Origin of the sequence: Clostridium pasteurianum DSM 525 = ATCC 6013 (genome assembly GCF_000807255.1) — a bacterium.
GTDB classification, from domain to species: Bacteria; Bacillota; Clostridia; order Clostridiales; family Clostridiaceae; genus Clostridium_I; species Clostridium_I pasteurianum.
In genome coordinates this window covers 1299653-1315475 of record NZ_CP009268.1, presented here as the reverse complement: position 1 = coordinate 1315475, position 15823 = coordinate 1299653, and the positions used below count along the sequence as shown (strand labels likewise).

Below are 15823 nucleotides of genomic sequence, written 5' to 3'. Positions count from 1 at the left end.
AGTAACTTATAAATTATAATTAATCTTTTATTGGTATAGCAATATTATCATATTTAAATTAGTTAAAAAATTTATATATAAAACTAGAGTTTAATTCCATTATATTTTTAATTATTAACAAATTGTAGAATAATAACCTTTACCATTGTATAATATCATATAATTGTGAACATATCAAATTTTCTAACTATTTAATGTGTTTTACTTTTTAATTTATTGAAACCACAATTAAGAAATACTATACCAATTAATCTAACTTAATGAATATTTTTATATTCTAAATGAGTTTAAATAAATTATCTATACAACACTATAATGTTATTTCCATTGTTAAAAATTAAATATTAAAAGCACTAATTACCAGATAAATTCATAATATAGTGTTGTAATAATTTATGTAAAAATTATTACAACATCTAAATTATTTAAATTATCTTTTTAGAAGGAAAAAGTTCTTCTTAAAAATCTTACTATCTCAGAAAATACCACAACAGAGAAAGTATATGCTATAACTTTTAACCACATTACAATAGACAATGGTGCTGTTCTAAAGACTTCTCCACCAAATTGAGTTATTATTATCTGCAATACAAAAGTCAAGCCTATCATCAATATCATAGTTTTATTTTTGAAAATATTTTTAAATATACTATCGTTCTCTAATTCTCTTGAGTTAAAAGCATTAAACAACTGGAACATTACAAAACTTGTAAAGACTATGCTGCTTTGCTGCTCTGTAGTTCCACCTAAAACATTGTTGTTTATGAGAAGCATCATCATAATTACTATGAATATACCATTTACTATTATACGTGAAAGCATAGTTTTAGTTATTATACTGGCATCTCTTTTAACTGGCTTCTTCTCCATAAGGTGGCTTCTTAAAGCTTCAAGTCCTAGTGATAATGCTGGCGGACCGTCCATTATAAGATTTACCCATAACAATTGTATAGTAGTAAAAGGAAGATCTTTCCCAATTATTTCACAGATAATTACTGTAAGTACGGCAATTAAATTTACTGTTAACTGGAACTGTATGAATCTTTGGAAGTTTTCATATATTCCTCTTCCCCACTCTACAGCTTCTACAATAGTTGAAAAAGAATCATCCAAAAGAATAATATCACTGGCTTCCTTTGAAACTTCTGTACCAGTTATACCCATAGCAATTCCTACATCCGCATTTTTTAAAGCTGGAGCATCATTGATACCATCTCCAGTAACGGCTACTACATTACCAGTCTTTTTCAAAAGATTTACTATTCTCATTTTAGTAAGAGGCTTACTTCTTGCAATTACAACAATTCTATGCAGTATTTTCAAAAGCTCATCATCGGACATTTCATCAATTTCCTGCGCTTCAATAACTATACTGTCTTCCTTAATCATATTTAATTGCTGTGCAATGGATTTAGCTGTTACAATATTATCTCCCGTTAACATCTTTATATCTATACCAGATTTCTTACATTTATCTATTGCATCATATACATCATCACGAAGAGGGTCTGCTATGGAAACAAATCCATCAAAAATCATCCCTTGCTCAAGATCACCTTGTATCTCATTCCATTCTCCACTTACTTCTTTCACATCCCTATGAGAGAATCCAAGAATCCTTTTTGCCTGCTTTTGCAGTTTTACAATTTCATCATTTACTTTTGATTTTATATCTTCAGTAAAATCTACTATTTTATCATTGATTATTATCTTATCACATAATGATATAACTTTCTCTGGACTACCTTTTGTATATACATTATATGATGTATTTCCCTTAACTACAGTAGTCATGGACTTCTTTTCTGAGCTGAACGGATACTGATACACCACATCAGCAGAATTTCTTATATCCGTATAATCCACTGCCACTTCATCGTCATCACCAGAAATATAATCACGACATTTTGCTTCACAAATAGTTCCTTTAGAAGAATAATTAGTACACTTCGCTGGTTCTCTTGAACAGTCTGTTTCTCCATAGGCCTTTAGCAGCGCACATTCTGTAGGATTACCTATAAATTTTACACTACCTTCTTGTACATTAATATCCGCTGTACTATTTATAGTAAAATTTTCAATCATAAATCTACTCTTTAAATCAGAAGGTTTTAATAGTTCACCATTATTCCATATATCTATAACTGTCATTTGATTTTTAGTAAGGGTTCCTGTCTTGTCAGAACAAATAACATTTATTCCTCCTATAGTTTCACAGGCCACCAGTTTTCTTACAAGAGCATTACTTTTTGCCATTTTAATTATGTTTAAAGCTAGTGTTATGGCAACTACTGTTGGTAATCCTTCTGGTACAGCTGCTACTATAAGAGCTATACTTGTCATAAATGCATTCTGTACTGTATCAAAAGATAATGTATTACTAGTATAGATTTTAAACAACTCATAGGTAAATATTACAACAGCTGAAATCATTCCTAAAACGCTTATGGACTTAGCAAGTTTATCTAGCTTTTCCTGAAGAGGTGTAGATTTAGTTTCAGTGCTTTTAAGTTCCGTGGCAATATTTCCCATTTCAGTTTTATCACCTATAGAAGTAACAACTATAGTTCCCTGACCATAGGTTACAAAAGTACCTGAAAATATCATATTTTTACGTTCTGATAAACTGGTTTTAGGATCTGTAATATTAATATCAGGATTTTTATCTACAGGAATACTTTCACCTGTAAGCATAGATTCATCAACTTTTAACTGTAAACTCTCAATCAATCTACCATCTGCTGGGACCTTATCTCCTGTATCAATTTTAATGATATCCCCTACTACCACATCTGTTTTTGATATATATTGGATATCTCCATTTCTTACTACTTTAACTTTTATATCATCATTTATATTATTTAAGGTGTCAAAAGCTTTTTGTGATCTTCCCTCCATAACAATATTAATTCCTACAGAAAGAGCTATAGCAACCAATATACCTATACTTTCAGTGAATTCAGCATGAAGCCCCTGAAAATACTTATATGAATTCATACCAATAGTTATAAAAGCCGCAACAAGAAGAATAAATACCATTGGTTCTTTAAGAGCTTCTAGTATCTTTCTTATAAGAGATACTTTTTCAGATGGTGAAAATTGATTTTTACCATGCTTTTTTTCACTTTCTAGTACTTGGTTATCATCTAACCCCCTAGAAGGATCCACTTTAAATCCATCTAGAATTTCCTTGATTGATTTTTGAAAAATCTCCATTTTTCCCCCTCCATCAAATATTAATAAATTTTTATTTATGATTTTTGTATTAAATATAACTTATTATTACTTTTTTCAAATTTAGAATTTATATACCTCCTGACATAATCTTTTGTAAAATTTTAAAAATATATCAGCCCTATTTAAATGTATTTGAAATTTAAATAGGCTAATAAAAAAAGACTTTTAACACAACCAGACACCTATAGTGCGTTGTGTTAAAAGTCTTACATTGACAAACGTCATGATAAAGCCAGGCTATAGAAACCAGGATGTTGACTTTATCTCCCTTACGGGTAGTTACTCCCCTTTAACAATTTCATTAACTAATTTATACTATTTTTTAATATGTTTAAAATTATAATAGCAAAATTATAAATTGTCAATATATAATATGAATTTTTATATTATATTGTAAAAAATACCTTATAATAAACAGAATTTTTCATTGTATCTTCGTTTGAATTTTATTATCTACTTCCACATCTTTATTATGAATAACACTTATTAATACACCCACAATAATTAGCCCTGCACCAATAACAAAGTTTATATTAATACTTTCTCCTAAAAACAACCACCCCAAGAAAACTGACATCATTGGTTGTATAGGATAAAATAGAGAACAGGAGCCTGCTTCTATCATGGACAAACTTTTATTCCATGTAAAATGAGCCAGAGCAGTACAGACTACACCTATATATATTAAAGAAATTACCACTGTCCAATCAATCTGAATATTAGGAGTTATTACAAATTCTCCAATTGAAAAAGGCAAAGTACTTATTGCTGCAATAATAATTCCATAAGTAGTGATTTGGATAGGATCATATTTTTGAGTAACTCTTCTAACTATAACAGATACAATAGACCAGGATATAACTGCAAATAATGAAATTAAAATCCCAATTAATTCTCCACTTTCATTTGAGCCACCAATAATAGTATGTACTCCTACAACGGCTAAAATAATGCAAATCACCTTTTTTAAAGTTAGCTTTTCCTTAAGTATAATTGCCGCAAATAGCATAATAGCAATGGGATTAACTGAATTAACCAAAGAGGCAAGAGAGGCATTAGAAAATTTTACACCTATTAGTTGTGCTACTGTGGCTATAAAATAGCCTACAAATCCTATTAAAAAAATATATTTATAATCCTGTTTTTCAATTTTCTTAGGTTTCATTTTTTTCATTATAAAAAATAGTATTATTCCTGCAATTATATATCGCACAGAGGAAATCATAAACACTGGAACTTTTCCCATTACAAATTTACCAACTACATAAAGACTACCCCAGGCACAAAAGGTTATAATTAGATATAAATAAGCCAATTTTTTATTTTTCATTTTATTCTTTAGTGAGAAACTATTATAATTACTCACTAAAATTAGCCACCTTTCCTTTAAATTATATTCTAATAATAGTTTATTAATACTATTTTATCACATAATTACAATAGCTTAGAATAGATGATATAAAATTAAAATATTAGTTTATACAATAACGCACCTACAATACCTCCACAAATAGGAGCTGCTACAGGAATCAATGCATATTTCCAATCTGAGCTTCCCTTGTCCTTTATGGGTAAAATATAATGTGCTATACGGGGGCCCAGATCTCTTACTGGATTAATAGCATAACCTGTCGTTCCACCTAATGTAAGACCAATTGCCCAAATAATACCTCCAACCACTATGGGAGACAAACCATTGATCATTTTAGTATTTCCTACACCTAATATAGCAAATACTAGTATGAAAGTACCAATAAATTCACAGATAAAATTTGAATATATATCCCTAATGGCCGGTTGTGTGCAAAATACAGCAAGTTTTGCCTCTTTATCCTCAGTAGCATTAAAATGGGGCCTATAATATATCCATACAATAATAGCACCAAGAAAAGCACCTATTAACTGAGCAGCTATATAGATACCTACATTACTCCATGGAAAACTTCCTATAAATGCCATTCCAATGGTTACTGCAGGATTGAAATGTGCTCCACTAATATTGCCAAATATAAAAACAGGTATGGTAACTGCTAATGCCCATCCTGTTGAAATAACCATCCATCCAGAGTTTTCTGCCTTTGTCTTTTTTAAAACCACATTGGCAACAACTCCATCACCTAAAATGATTAGAATCATTGTTCCCAGCATTTCACTTACAAATCCTTCCATATACTTCTTCCCTTCATGGTTTTTTATAAATAAACAATCCGTGTTTCAATCGTTTACAAATAATACTACTAGCTAAATAAATATTCCTATAAATTTTAAGATATATGTGCTTGATTAATGTGCAATCACATATATCTTAAAATTGTTTATTATTAATTTAATTATAATATTTCTTTAAACATTCTAACTACTTTATAACCTCTGAAATCTCTGTGAATATTACACCCAATCCATATGCCCCTGCATCTGGATATCCAATACTTCTGTCTCCGACTGTTCCTGCACGACCCATACGTGCTACAATTTTTTCTGTGTTCTTAGCACCTTCAACTGCTGCTTCTGCTGATAATTTAAAAGCTTCTTTAAAGTCAGCATTTAATTTTGCACAATCTGTCCAAGCATCGGCACAAGGCACTAAGGCATCTACTAATGTTTTATCTCCTACTACAGCCCCTCTTCCAAAAGAACGCTCTCCTGTAGCTTGAACTCCTTTAACTGCTGCTTGCATCATTTCTGCAAATTCAGAAATAGTGAGCTCTGTCTTTGCTCCTACTTGTCTTCCTGCAGCTCTAAAAGCCGATCCCCATATTGGTCCTGAAGCTCCGCCGCAATGCTCCATTATTACTAATGAACATGCATTTAAGAAAGCTCCAATATTTTTATATTGTTCTAAAAGAATCTGTTTCCATTCTCTTTTTAATTGCTTAAATCCTTTAGCTACACTCATTCCAAAGTCTCCATCTCCAGCATGAGAATCTAATTCACAAAATGGTATTTCATTTTTGATAATGACTTCACTCATCTTATCCACAATGTAAATTATATTATTTAAGTTTATTTTTTCATTATTAATGCGTGAAAATTTTTCATCAGTTTCTATTCCAAAAGAGACTTCCTTTTCTATATCCTTATTCTCTTCTAAACTTACATATTCACCCACTCCTGCAGGACCTGAAACCTTAAAGGCAGGAGTATCACTTTCTTTTGATAATAATGTCTTAAGTTCTTCATCCAATTTCATTATAGATACAGAAGCTCCTTGCATATCTATACTTGTCATATAGTTTCCAACGAAAATTCTAGATATTTTAATATTTTTCTTTACAAGCTCTGCTGTAACAGAATTATTAAACAAATATAACTCCTGTAGTGGAGTTCCTCCAAATCCATTAATTAATACTGCAACTTCTTCAGTATTTTTATCATCAATTTTTATATCCTCTAAAATAGAATCTACAATTCTCTCAGACAATTCATCTGCTATAGCTATTTTTTCTCTTTTAATTCCAGGCTCTCCATGAATTCCAACACCAAATTCCATTTCATCTTCTGCTATTTGAAAAGTAGGAGTACCTTTAGCTGGTACAGTACAAGAGGAAAATGCAAATCCTAAACTTCTAACATTTGAAACAGCTTTTTCAGCAACTTTCTTAACTTCTTCTAGAGATAGTCCCGATTCTGCTGCTGCACCTGCTATTTTATGCACTAAAACAGTTCCAGCAACTCCACGCCTTCCAACAGTATATAAACTGTCTTTAACTGCGATATCATCATCTACCTTGACATAATCAACTTTAATTCCATCTTCGCTTGCAAGATACGCTGCATTTTTAAAATTCATCATATCTCCACTATAATTTTTTATAATAAGCAGAGTTCCCTTTTTGCTGGCAGTAGCTCTTATTGCCTGATAGACTTGAATTTGAGAAGGTGAAGCAAATACATCTCCACACACTGCTGCATCTAACATTCCCCTTCCTATAAAGCCCGCGTGAGCTGGTTCATGACCACTTCCTCCTCCGCTTATTAAACTTACTTTTTCTTGATTTATATTTTTCTTTTTCATTATTTTATATTTTCTTATGAACTCTAGCTCCGGATGTGCAATGGCTATGCCATTACACATCTCCATTACTACAGTTTCTGGTTTATTTATTATCTTTTTCATTATTTACACATCCTCTTCTTTTCCTTATAATCTCTACCTATTTTATCTGCTGTTATAATTGCTGCTGCTACTGCTTCAACAGTTATTGGGAATGGCATAGAATAAATTGATTCTTCTTCAATACATGATTTTTTAGAAACTTCTATAAGTTCCTCTTCTGTAATACTATCTACCCCAATATCTGATAGGCAAACAGGTAATCCTACTTCCAAACAAAAATCTAACACTTCATTTAACTCTTCTGTAGGTGCATTTTCCAGTATTAACTGTATAATTGTACCAAAGGCAACCTTTTCACCATGAAAATATTTATGAGTTCCTTCCAGTATAGTTAATCCATCATGAATTGCATGAGCTGCAGCTAGGCCACCACTTTCAAAACCAATACCAGATAGAAGAATATTTGTTTCTATTATATTTTCTAATGCTGGTGTAACTAAATTACAATCTGAAGCAGCTTTTGCCTTAGCTCCATCTTTAATAAGAGTTTCATAACATAATTTTGCAAGTGCTAATGCAGTATTAGTTCCTTTTGCCTCACCACAGCTTCCTTCCCTATATCCGCAAGGTAAACCTGCATTTACTTTAGAATAAGAATTTGAAGTTGCTCTTGCTTCAAAATATGTTGATAATGCATCTCCCATTCCTGAAACCAAGAAACGAGTTGGTGCCTTTGCAACTACTGTAGTATCTATTAAAATTACACTTGGACTTTGTTTAAAGTAAGCATAGTCATCAAAAGCCCCTTCTGGTGTATAAAGTACAGCAGAATGACTTGTTGGTGCATCTGTAGCAGCTATAGTTGGAACTATAATTAAAGCCTCTCCTTCTGCAACACATTTAGAAGTATCAATGGCCTTACCTCCACCAAGGCCAATTGTACAAGCACATTTGTTTTCCTTGGAAACCTCTTGTAATCTAGCTACTTCTTGTCTAGAACATTCTCCTTTAAATCCACTTTCTACAAAAGTAATTCCAAATTTTTCAGCAGTTTTATCTAATTTATCTTTAACACGTGACACATCATCTTTATGGGCTATTAATAAAGCTGATTCTCCAAAAGTTTTAACAAAATATCCTAAATTTAAAATTTCATCTTCACCTTGTACATATTTAGTTGGACAAATAAATGCTTTTCTCATATTACTTTCCCCTTCTCTTATAAAATTTTTTTTATTTTTAACTTATTTTCATTATAATATCGTTTACATAAAAAATCATTGGACTACCATGACATAAAAATACAATCTAAAACCGTAATTTTTTGTCATGAAATCGATTTATTGTATTTTTTTATTGTATTTATTCTAATAAATGAATAAAACCTATCTCCACCTGTAAAAATGAATTAAATTAACTATTTAAAAATTAAAAACTTATGGTTAAAGAATTTTAGACGTCAAATTTCACAGAATAAATAAAATTTCCGTTCTTATCATAATCAAAAATATAAAAAAGCTGCTTAAAAATGAATCAATTCACTTTCAAGTAGCTTTAAATTTCTAATGATTATTCTTTCTTACAATACTTCATATACAAAAATGGCGTTACACCTTCATATTTTTTAAATATTTTTATAAAATATCCTGACTCACTGAATCCAAGCTCATCACTAATTTCATTAACTTGCATATCCGTTTCTTCAAGCAAACTCTTTGCCCATTCAATTTTTAATTTAGATACATAGTTTGAAAAATTTTCTCCAGTTTCTTTTTTAAATAATCTACTGAAATAACTTGGACTAATATGACAAATCTTAGCCATTTTCTCTAGTTTAACGTTTTCACTCTTATGATCATAAATGTACTCTATTGCCGGTTTTAGAATGTCAGTGACTTTAATATCTTGCCTATCACTGGAAATCTTATCTTCAACATAAGCATTTATCATAGTATTCGACATTTCCTTTTTTACATTTTCAATATTTTTCATTGTATAACCCGTCAATATATTTGAATCTATTCCTGTATGATTTTTTATAGTCTTTTTATATATATCCAAAATTAAATTTTTTTCTAATGCTTCTTCTACTAAATAGTTACACATTGCAAATAACATATTTGCAATTTTCTTTACTTGGTAATAAGATAAAACAGGTAATTCATCATAATAAGTTTTAAAATCATCTAAAGCTTTTTCAGCTATAGAATTTTTAGACAAAACTGCTATTTTCTCTAGCACATCTTCAACATTATTATCTGACAATTTTACTTGACCTGCCATAACTGCTCCAATATATTTACCATCAATCATTATGGGAATAGCTATATCTATTATATTGTAATGACATAAATATATATATGGTTCATTTAAACGAACTGCCTCAATACCACCTCTTGAATCACATTTTTGACAATACTTCACAAGATTGGGATTGCTTCTTACCTCTTTGCAAAATCTATTACAACCACTATGCTTAGTAACTGGATTTCCTTTGTAATCGACGATTATTATTGCTACCCTTGTAACTTCCGCAAGTGAATCCTGTAAATTGTCCCATTTTTTTAAATCTATAAGTTTATTTAAATTAAAATTATCTTGTGACAATTGCTTACTACTCCTTCCCTATATTCATATTTATATCTATACCTTATTTTATCATATTGTAAGTATCTATAGATGATAAAATTTTTATTAGCCTCATGGGCTTTTCTTCATTATTATGAATCATATGTAAAAAACAAATTTATTCTATAACTAATCACTGTAAAACTCCAACTAAGTAAGATATTTATAAGATTTAAAAAGATATTCCACAATGCATGGATATACATTATGAAACATCACTATATTTTTTTAACCTGACTAACTTGGCGTAAATCTCCCACGCACTCTGTACAGTCCTCACACCAAATTAAAATTTGGGCTCTCTACTTGCACGCTGTGAAAGCGATTCACACAAAATCAAAAACAAGATTTTGGTTCTCTGCTTTTCTTCAAGTGGGAGTTCGATGCAAAGTAAGCCATGCCTTTGCAGTTCTAAAATTCAGATGGAGTAAAAAAATCCCCATCTGAATTAAGAACTTGCTTCAATTGAGTCAACTACTAAATAATTTTCACTACAGTGCCAACAGGTACTAAATTGCTAAGTTCAATTACATCCTTATTGTACATACGTATACATCCATGAGAAACAGGACCTCCTATAGAGCCAGGTCTATTTGTTCCATGGATGCCAATCCCACGAGCACTGAGTCCCATCCATCTTGCACCATAGGGGCCTCCAGGGTTATTTTGTTTGTTTATTATCTTAAAAGTTCCTGCTGGAGTTGGAGTAGATCCTTTACCAACTGCAACTGGATAAATTTTATAAAATTTATTGTCTTTATATAAAATTAAACTTCGTGCATTTCTATTTATTGTAATTGTATATGTTGCTCTATAATATCCTTCACTATACCTAACTGGATAAAAAAACATCTTTTATCTCCTAAAAATTACTATATAAATCATTATATTAATATATATATTGGTAAGTGAATATTATTCTGATTTTACATAAGTTTTAAACTTTTCTGTATTATTTTCATTTATTATAAATATTCTTGCACCTCTTTTAAAATTTTTGTTTCCATAACCTCCATTGCCAGTGCATCTTCCATAACCTAGTGCAATATCTTTAATCGTTGCCAAATAATCGTTAGCATGATCATGACCTACAAACACTCCTTTAACATCTCCCATTTCTAGCAGTGAAGAAAATAACCCTTTATCAGAGTTTTGAGGACATTCTAACTCATTTCTATTTCCTGCAACTTTTCCATTTTTCCATGCTTCATAATGCTGCTGCAGTGGAATATGAAAAAACATAAGTGATGGAATTCTATAACCATATTCTTTCTTCAATTTATTTGACATTTCTCTATACCAATTTATCTGCTGCTTTTTTATATATCCATATCCTCCCAAACAGTAATAACCAGAATCAATCATATAAATATTAAATATGGGCTTTATATTTCTAGAATCTTTTATGAGAATATTATAATCTCCTGCTCTTCCCGCTACCGTTGAATAATCTTGACTTAAATTATATTCATAAGACATATATATTTTCATCTGCCCTTTTCTGCTTACCTTTGAAAATTCATTATCGTGATTTCCCAGTACCACTGCCCAAGGAATTTTTCTGTCTTCCATAGGTTTTGCAATATCATCAATAGCTTTTTTAACACTATTTTTAGACCAGCAATATTTACCTTCTATATTATCTCCTGTTAAAATCACAAAGTCTGGTTTTTCAGTATTTAATATATCTTCCATAAATCTTATATTTTTTTCATTTTTTAAATATGTTTCATGTATATCTGTAAATTGTATAATTTTAAAAGTTCCATTTGAATTGAATTTAAGATTGATTTTTTGCACTTTCCCTCTATAATCGGTTTGAAATATAATCATTATCATTAAACTGCTCAAGAATACCTTCAGTAATATTTTATTATGAATTATATATTTGAATATATTTATACTATATTCTTTTTCTTTAGATCTTTTAATTTTCATATCTTCCGCCACACCTATTAAATATTATTTAAAATATATTTTCAATATTAGGTTTTCCTCTGCAGTATTTATTATTCTTTAGTTTATAAGTATTACAATCATCTATAATATCCACCTAATTGTTATATGTAATTTAATATAAAACAAATAATTCGGCAGTTAATTTTATGATTAATCACATATGTATACTTTCTAATATAAGATAAGTATAATAATTATTATGAATAATCCAAATTAATTAACTGCCGAATCATAGATTAAAATTCAGATTTTATTGTTGTTTATATTGAGGCTCTTCTTCTTCAATATGCTTTAATCTTCCATTTAATAATTGTAATGCATCTTCAAAAGTTTTAGATAATTGCTGAAAATCTTTTTTAGCAGCTTGATTATCTGTATCTAATGCAAAAGTCTTCATTGTTGCTGCTGCTGTTTCAATACCAGCTATAGCTTGCTGCATTTTTGTTCCTACTGTCATAACACTCACCTCCCTTCAATATTTTATATAAAGCCCTAAAAATTATACCTGTTTAATTGTTCCAAAATTCAAATAAACTTTTCAAATTTATATAGATAAAGCTATATTAACAATATGACCACATATAATTTTACTTTTTGAAAACTAAAAATAATTATAAATATTCGCTGTTTTGCTAGTATTAACCTTTAGTTTTAAATATTAATGATGCCAAAAATCCAAAAATTATAGCAGAAGAAATGCCAGCACTGGTAATTTCAAATATTCCAGTGAGCACCCCTATAATCCCATATTCTTTATATTCCATCAAAGCACCTTTAACCAATGAATTTCCAAAACTGGATATAGGTATGGATGCACCTGCACCTGCAAATTTTACTATAGGGTCATATAATCCAAAACCTCCAAGTATAGCTCCTATTACTACAAATGTAGTCATAGTATGTGCAGGGGTAAGCTTAAACACATCCATCATTATTTGCCCTATAACACATATAGCTCCACCTATAATAAATGCCCAAATAAAAATACCCAATCTATTAACACCTCACTTTATATATAAAAGGGAATTTCTATATTTCTATGGATACTGCATGTGCAATACAAGGTATGCTTTCCTTTTGTTGATAGGAAAGAGGAGATAACAGTGCCCCAGTTGCTACAATAAGTACCTTCTTTAATTCTCCTTTTTTCATTCTCTTTAAAATATGACCATAAGTAACAGAAGCTGAACATCCGCAGCCACTTGCTCCAGCTATTACAGGCTGATCTTCTCTATAAATCAGCATTCCACAATCAGTAAATATACTTTGTGGAATTTTTAAATTGTGTTTAGCTAATAGATCACTGGCAATTCTATGACCAACTTTACCCAAATCTCCTGTAGCAATAAGATCATAATAAGATGGTTCTATATTCATATCTCTAAAATGTGCTTCTATTGTATCTACAGCTGCTGGAGCCATAGCAGATCCCATATTATAGGGATCAGTAATTCCCATATCTACAACTCTTCCCACAGTAGCACAGTTTATTCTTGGGCCTTCTCCTTCCCTGGCTAGTAAACAAGCCCCTGCAGCTGTTACTGTCCATTGAGCAGTTGGAGGTTTTTGTGCTCCATATTCTGTAGGATATCTAAATTGTTTTTCCACAGTAACATTGTGACTAGAAGCACCTGTTACAACATAATTTGCTGATTTACTGTCGACTAATAAGGAAGATAGTGCAAGACCTTCCATAGAACTGGAGCAAGCACCAAAGACACCAAGAAAGGGCATTCCAAGTGTACGTGCAGCAAAGCTGCTGGATATGATTTGATTCATTAAATCTCCACTTATAAAGAATTGTACATCTTCTTTTTCCATATTTCCTTTAGTAATTGCAGTTTCACAGGCTTCTTCTAGTAATTTCTTTTCTGCTTTTTCACAGCTGTCCTGTCCTAACCATATATCTTCATGTAGTATATCGAAATCATCAGCTAATGCTCCTTTACCTTCAAAGGGTCCTCCAACAGCAGCTGAAGACAATATTACTGGTTTAGAATCAAAAACCCATGTTTGATGTCCTTTAAGCATTTACATCCCACCTAACCATATAACAGTTATTTTTACTAATGCAACTAGAAAAGCCGAAAACACACCAAAGGCAATTACTGATCCAGAAAGTTTAAACATGTTTCCTCCTACACCAAGTACATAACCTTCTGTTCTATGTTCAATAGCAGCAGAAGCAATAGTATTTGCGAAACCTGTGATAGGTACTGCAGTTCCAGCACCAGCCCATTGTGCAAGATGATCATAAATTCCTAAACCTGTAAAAAGAGCAGAAGCTATTATCAAAATAGCAGCCGTAGGATTTCCTGCAGTTTTTTCAGTAAAATTAAAATAGGTTATAAAAAACCATTGAAGTCCCTGGCCTATTGTACATATGATACCTCCCACAATAAAAGCTCTTAAACAATTTTTCACTACAGGTCTTTTAGGCTCTCTTTCAGAAGCAAAATCCTGATATTCTTGTTCTATAGGAGTTAATTTTTTCTTTTTCTTATTAGACATACTATTACCACCTTCTTTTACCGCAGCAAATACGGCTCTAATTCATCCATCATTTTTTTAATTTTATCAGCATTATGTGAATACATCTTTTTTATTTGAGGATTATTTGTTTCCAAAGAAAAAGTAAATAAATCTGCCTGAACCTTTGAAATACTTGCATACAGTAATTCTTTAACCTGAGACTGCTGAATTTGTATACTATCATCAAAAGTATCTATAAAAATGTCTCCAGAAGAATCTACCTGAGCAATAAATACATTATCTAAAGATACTCCAAAATTTGATAGTTGAGCCTTTAACCATTCTCTGGTTAATCCTCTGTTCTTTAAAGATTCATCTAGGATATTACCATCTAATACTACAGTTTCCGGTTCATCTGCCGGTGCAACTTTTCTTTGAAGATCATGAGAAGTTATGGGTTGCTTTTCAGATTTTAATAATACATTTACTTCTCCTGTTGACTCCATTACTGCGAACTCAACATCGGCTAAATTGAATGCATTTTTAGATCTTAATTCTCTGAGTAATTCTTCACCTGTATATCTAACACCCATGAGATTATCTTCCATAACCTTTCCATCTTTCATCAATATAGTTTCTCTTCCATTTATAAAATCATGTATAAACTTACTTTTTATTGACAAGTAATCAATAGCCAAGGAAAGTAAAAACCAAACTGCCAAAGCTAAAATTCCAAATACTATATTGCCTATTAATCCCAAAGAAATAGCAGCAGAAATAATGGCAATTATCATATAAGTTACAAATTTAAATGGAGTCATTTTTGCCAAGTTTACTTTTCCAATAATTCTTACTATTACTAAATTTAAAAAAAATAAAATCATAGTTCTAAATACTACTATAATCCAATTCTGCATAATCTCTTCCCTTCCAACTATAATTAGTTATATTAATTGCAGATAGCAATTTTTATATTATCCGTAATTAACTAATTTCCTTTGTATTGAGGTTCCTCAAACTCTAGTCTTTTTATCCTATTTTCTATACTCTTTATAACTGATTCTGTAGTCTTTAAAGCTTCTTTATAAACTTTTATCTCTTCTTTATTTTTACTTTGAACAGAATAAATTCTTAAAGTGCTTTCAATTCCTTTTAATCCAGCTAAAGTTTGCTTTACTTTGCTTCCTACTGTCATAATAATCAACTCCTTGAACATGTTACTAAATCTATTATTATCAAAAATTCACAAAAATATTACGATTTTTATCTTTAATATACTTTTAATTAGAAATGATTCTATTACATATCTAAAGCCCGATAAATATTTAATTATATAATAAAAAAGCGGCCACAGCCGCGTTATTTCGCTTCGCTCAACTTCTTTTGGGCGAAGCCCTTTAATTAGACCCATTTCTTAGCATATCTATTTCATAATATTTTTATAAAGCTAAAACCTTTGCGAAGCATATT

The 15823-nt window shown here is 30.6% G+C and carries 14 protein-coding genes; all 14 read right to left on the bottom strand.

All coding sequences use genetic code 11. The features are described from left to right. Window positions 1-438 precede the first annotated feature (438 nt). Complete coding sequence (locus CLPA_RS05895; RefSeq protein ID WP_003446044.1) at window positions 439-3216, bottom strand: cation-translocating P-type ATPase; 2778 nt, start codon at window positions 3214-3216, stop codon at window positions 439-441. A gap of 445 nt (window positions 3217-3661) precedes the next feature. Then, the gene (locus tag CLPA_RS05890) at window positions 3662-4603 is read right to left on the bottom strand and encodes a DMT family transporter (RefSeq protein ID WP_003446043.1); all 942 of its coding nucleotides are present in this window, start codon (window positions 4601-4603) and stop codon (window positions 3662-3664) included. Window positions 4604-4701: 98 nt separating this feature from the next. After that, window positions 4702-5406 (bottom strand): MIP/aquaporin family protein, encoded by a 705-nt coding sequence (locus CLPA_RS05885; RefSeq protein WP_003446042.1) that lies wholly within the window; start codon window positions 5404-5406, stop codon window positions 4702-4704. 187 nt (window positions 5407-5593) lie between these two features. Beyond that, window positions 5594-7354 carry a dihydroxyacetone kinase subunit DhaK gene (gene dhaK / locus CLPA_RS20385; protein WP_003446040.1) on the bottom strand — a complete coding sequence of 587 codons (1761 nt, stop codon included), beginning with the start codon at window positions 7352-7354 and terminating at the stop codon, window positions 5594-5596. Next, window positions 7354-8496, bottom strand: coding sequence for a glycerol dehydrogenase (locus tag CLPA_RS05875; protein WP_003446038.1), 1143 nt, complete (start codon window positions 8494-8496; stop codon window positions 7354-7356). The genes dhaK and CLPA_RS05875 overlap by 1 nt, the downstream gene beginning before the upstream one ends. Window positions 8497-8863: 367 nt before the next feature. Then, window positions 8864-9901: a PocR ligand-binding domain-containing protein gene (locus CLPA_RS05870; RefSeq protein WP_003446035.1), complete on the bottom strand. Its 1038-nt coding sequence runs from the start codon at window positions 9899-9901 to the stop codon at window positions 8864-8866. A gap of 498 nt (window positions 9902-10399) precedes the next feature. Continuing rightward, complete coding sequence (locus tag CLPA_RS05865; protein ID WP_003446034.1) at window positions 10400-10774, bottom strand: L,D-transpeptidase; 375 nt, start codon at window positions 10772-10774, stop codon at window positions 10400-10402. A 63-nt stretch (window positions 10775-10837) separates the two neighbouring features. Beyond that, the gene (locus tag CLPA_RS05860) at window positions 10838-11860 is read right to left on the bottom strand and encodes a metallophosphoesterase family protein (RefSeq protein ID WP_003446028.1); all 1023 of its coding nucleotides are present in this window, start codon (window positions 11858-11860) and stop codon (window positions 10838-10840) included. A 271-nt stretch (window positions 11861-12131) separates the two neighbouring features. Beyond that, a complete protein-coding gene (locus CLPA_RS05855; protein ID WP_003446026.1) occupies window positions 12132-12338 on the bottom strand; it encodes a DUF1657 domain-containing protein in 207 nt (68 codons plus the stop codon). Between the two features lie 181 nt (window positions 12339-12519). Beyond that, window positions 12520-12873 carry a stage V sporulation protein AE gene (spoVAE, locus tag CLPA_RS05850; protein ID WP_003446025.1) on the bottom strand — a complete coding sequence of 118 codons (354 nt, stop codon included), beginning with the start codon at window positions 12871-12873 and terminating at the stop codon, window positions 12520-12522. Between the two features lie 37 nt (window positions 12874-12910). Further along, the gene (gene spoVAD / locus CLPA_RS05845) at window positions 12911-13912 is read right to left on the bottom strand and encodes a stage V sporulation protein AD (protein WP_003446023.1); all 1002 of its coding nucleotides are present in this window, start codon (window positions 13910-13912) and stop codon (window positions 12911-12913) included. Continuing rightward, window positions 13913-14392, bottom strand: coding sequence for a stage V sporulation protein AC (gene spoVAC / locus CLPA_RS05840; protein WP_003446022.1), 480 nt, complete (start codon window positions 14390-14392; stop codon window positions 13913-13915). A gap of 17 nt (window positions 14393-14409) precedes the next feature. Then, window positions 14410-15270 carry a DUF421 domain-containing protein gene (locus CLPA_RS05835; protein WP_003446020.1) on the bottom strand — a complete coding sequence of 287 codons (861 nt, stop codon included), beginning with the start codon at window positions 15268-15270 and terminating at the stop codon, window positions 14410-14412. 71 nt (window positions 15271-15341) lie between these two features. Beyond that, window positions 15342-15548, bottom strand: a complete 207-nt coding sequence (locus tag CLPA_RS05830; protein WP_003446019.1) for a DUF1657 domain-containing protein — start codon at window positions 15546-15548, stop codon at window positions 15342-15344. Window positions 15549-15823: the final 275 nt, after the last annotated feature.

Coding starts and splice junctions, on each gene's coding strand:
- spoVAD (WP_003446023.1), bottom strand. CDS start 13,912: ATGCTTAAAGGACATCAAACATGGGTTTTTGATTCTAAACCAGTAATA.
- CLPA_RS05830 (WP_003446019.1), bottom strand. CDS start 15,548: ATGACAGTAGGAAGCAAAGTAAAGCAAACTTTAGCTGGATTAAAAGGA.
- CLPA_RS05835 (WP_003446020.1), bottom strand. CDS start 15,270: ATGCAGAATTGGATTATAGTAGTATTTAGAACTATGATTTTATTTTTT.
- CLPA_RS05860 (WP_003446028.1), bottom strand. CDS start 11,860: ATGAAAATTAAAAGATCTAAAGAAAAAGAATATAGTATAAATATATTC.
- CLPA_RS05885 (WP_003446042.1), bottom strand. CDS start 5,406: ATGGAAGGATTTGTAAGTGAAATGCTGGGAACAATGATTCTAATCATT.
- spoVAC (WP_003446022.1), bottom strand. CDS start 14,392: ATGTCTAATAAGAAAAAGAAAAAATTAACTCCTATAGAACAAGAATAT.
- CLPA_RS05855 (WP_003446026.1), bottom strand. CDS start 12,338: ATGACAGTAGGAACAAAAATGCAGCAAGCTATAGCTGGTATTGAAACA.
- CLPA_RS05865 (WP_003446034.1), bottom strand. CDS start 10,774: ATGTTTTTTTATCCAGTTAGGTATAGTGAAGGATATTATAGAGCAACA.
- dhaK (WP_003446040.1), bottom strand. CDS start 7,354: ATGAAAAAGATAATAAATAAACCAGAAACTGTAGTAATGGAGATGTGT.
- CLPA_RS05875 (WP_003446038.1), bottom strand. CDS start 8,496: ATGAGAAAAGCATTTATTTGTCCAACTAAATATGTACAAGGTGAAGAT.
- CLPA_RS05895 (WP_003446044.1), bottom strand. CDS start 3,216: ATGGAGATTTTTCAAAAATCAATCAAGGAAATTCTAGATGGATTTAAA.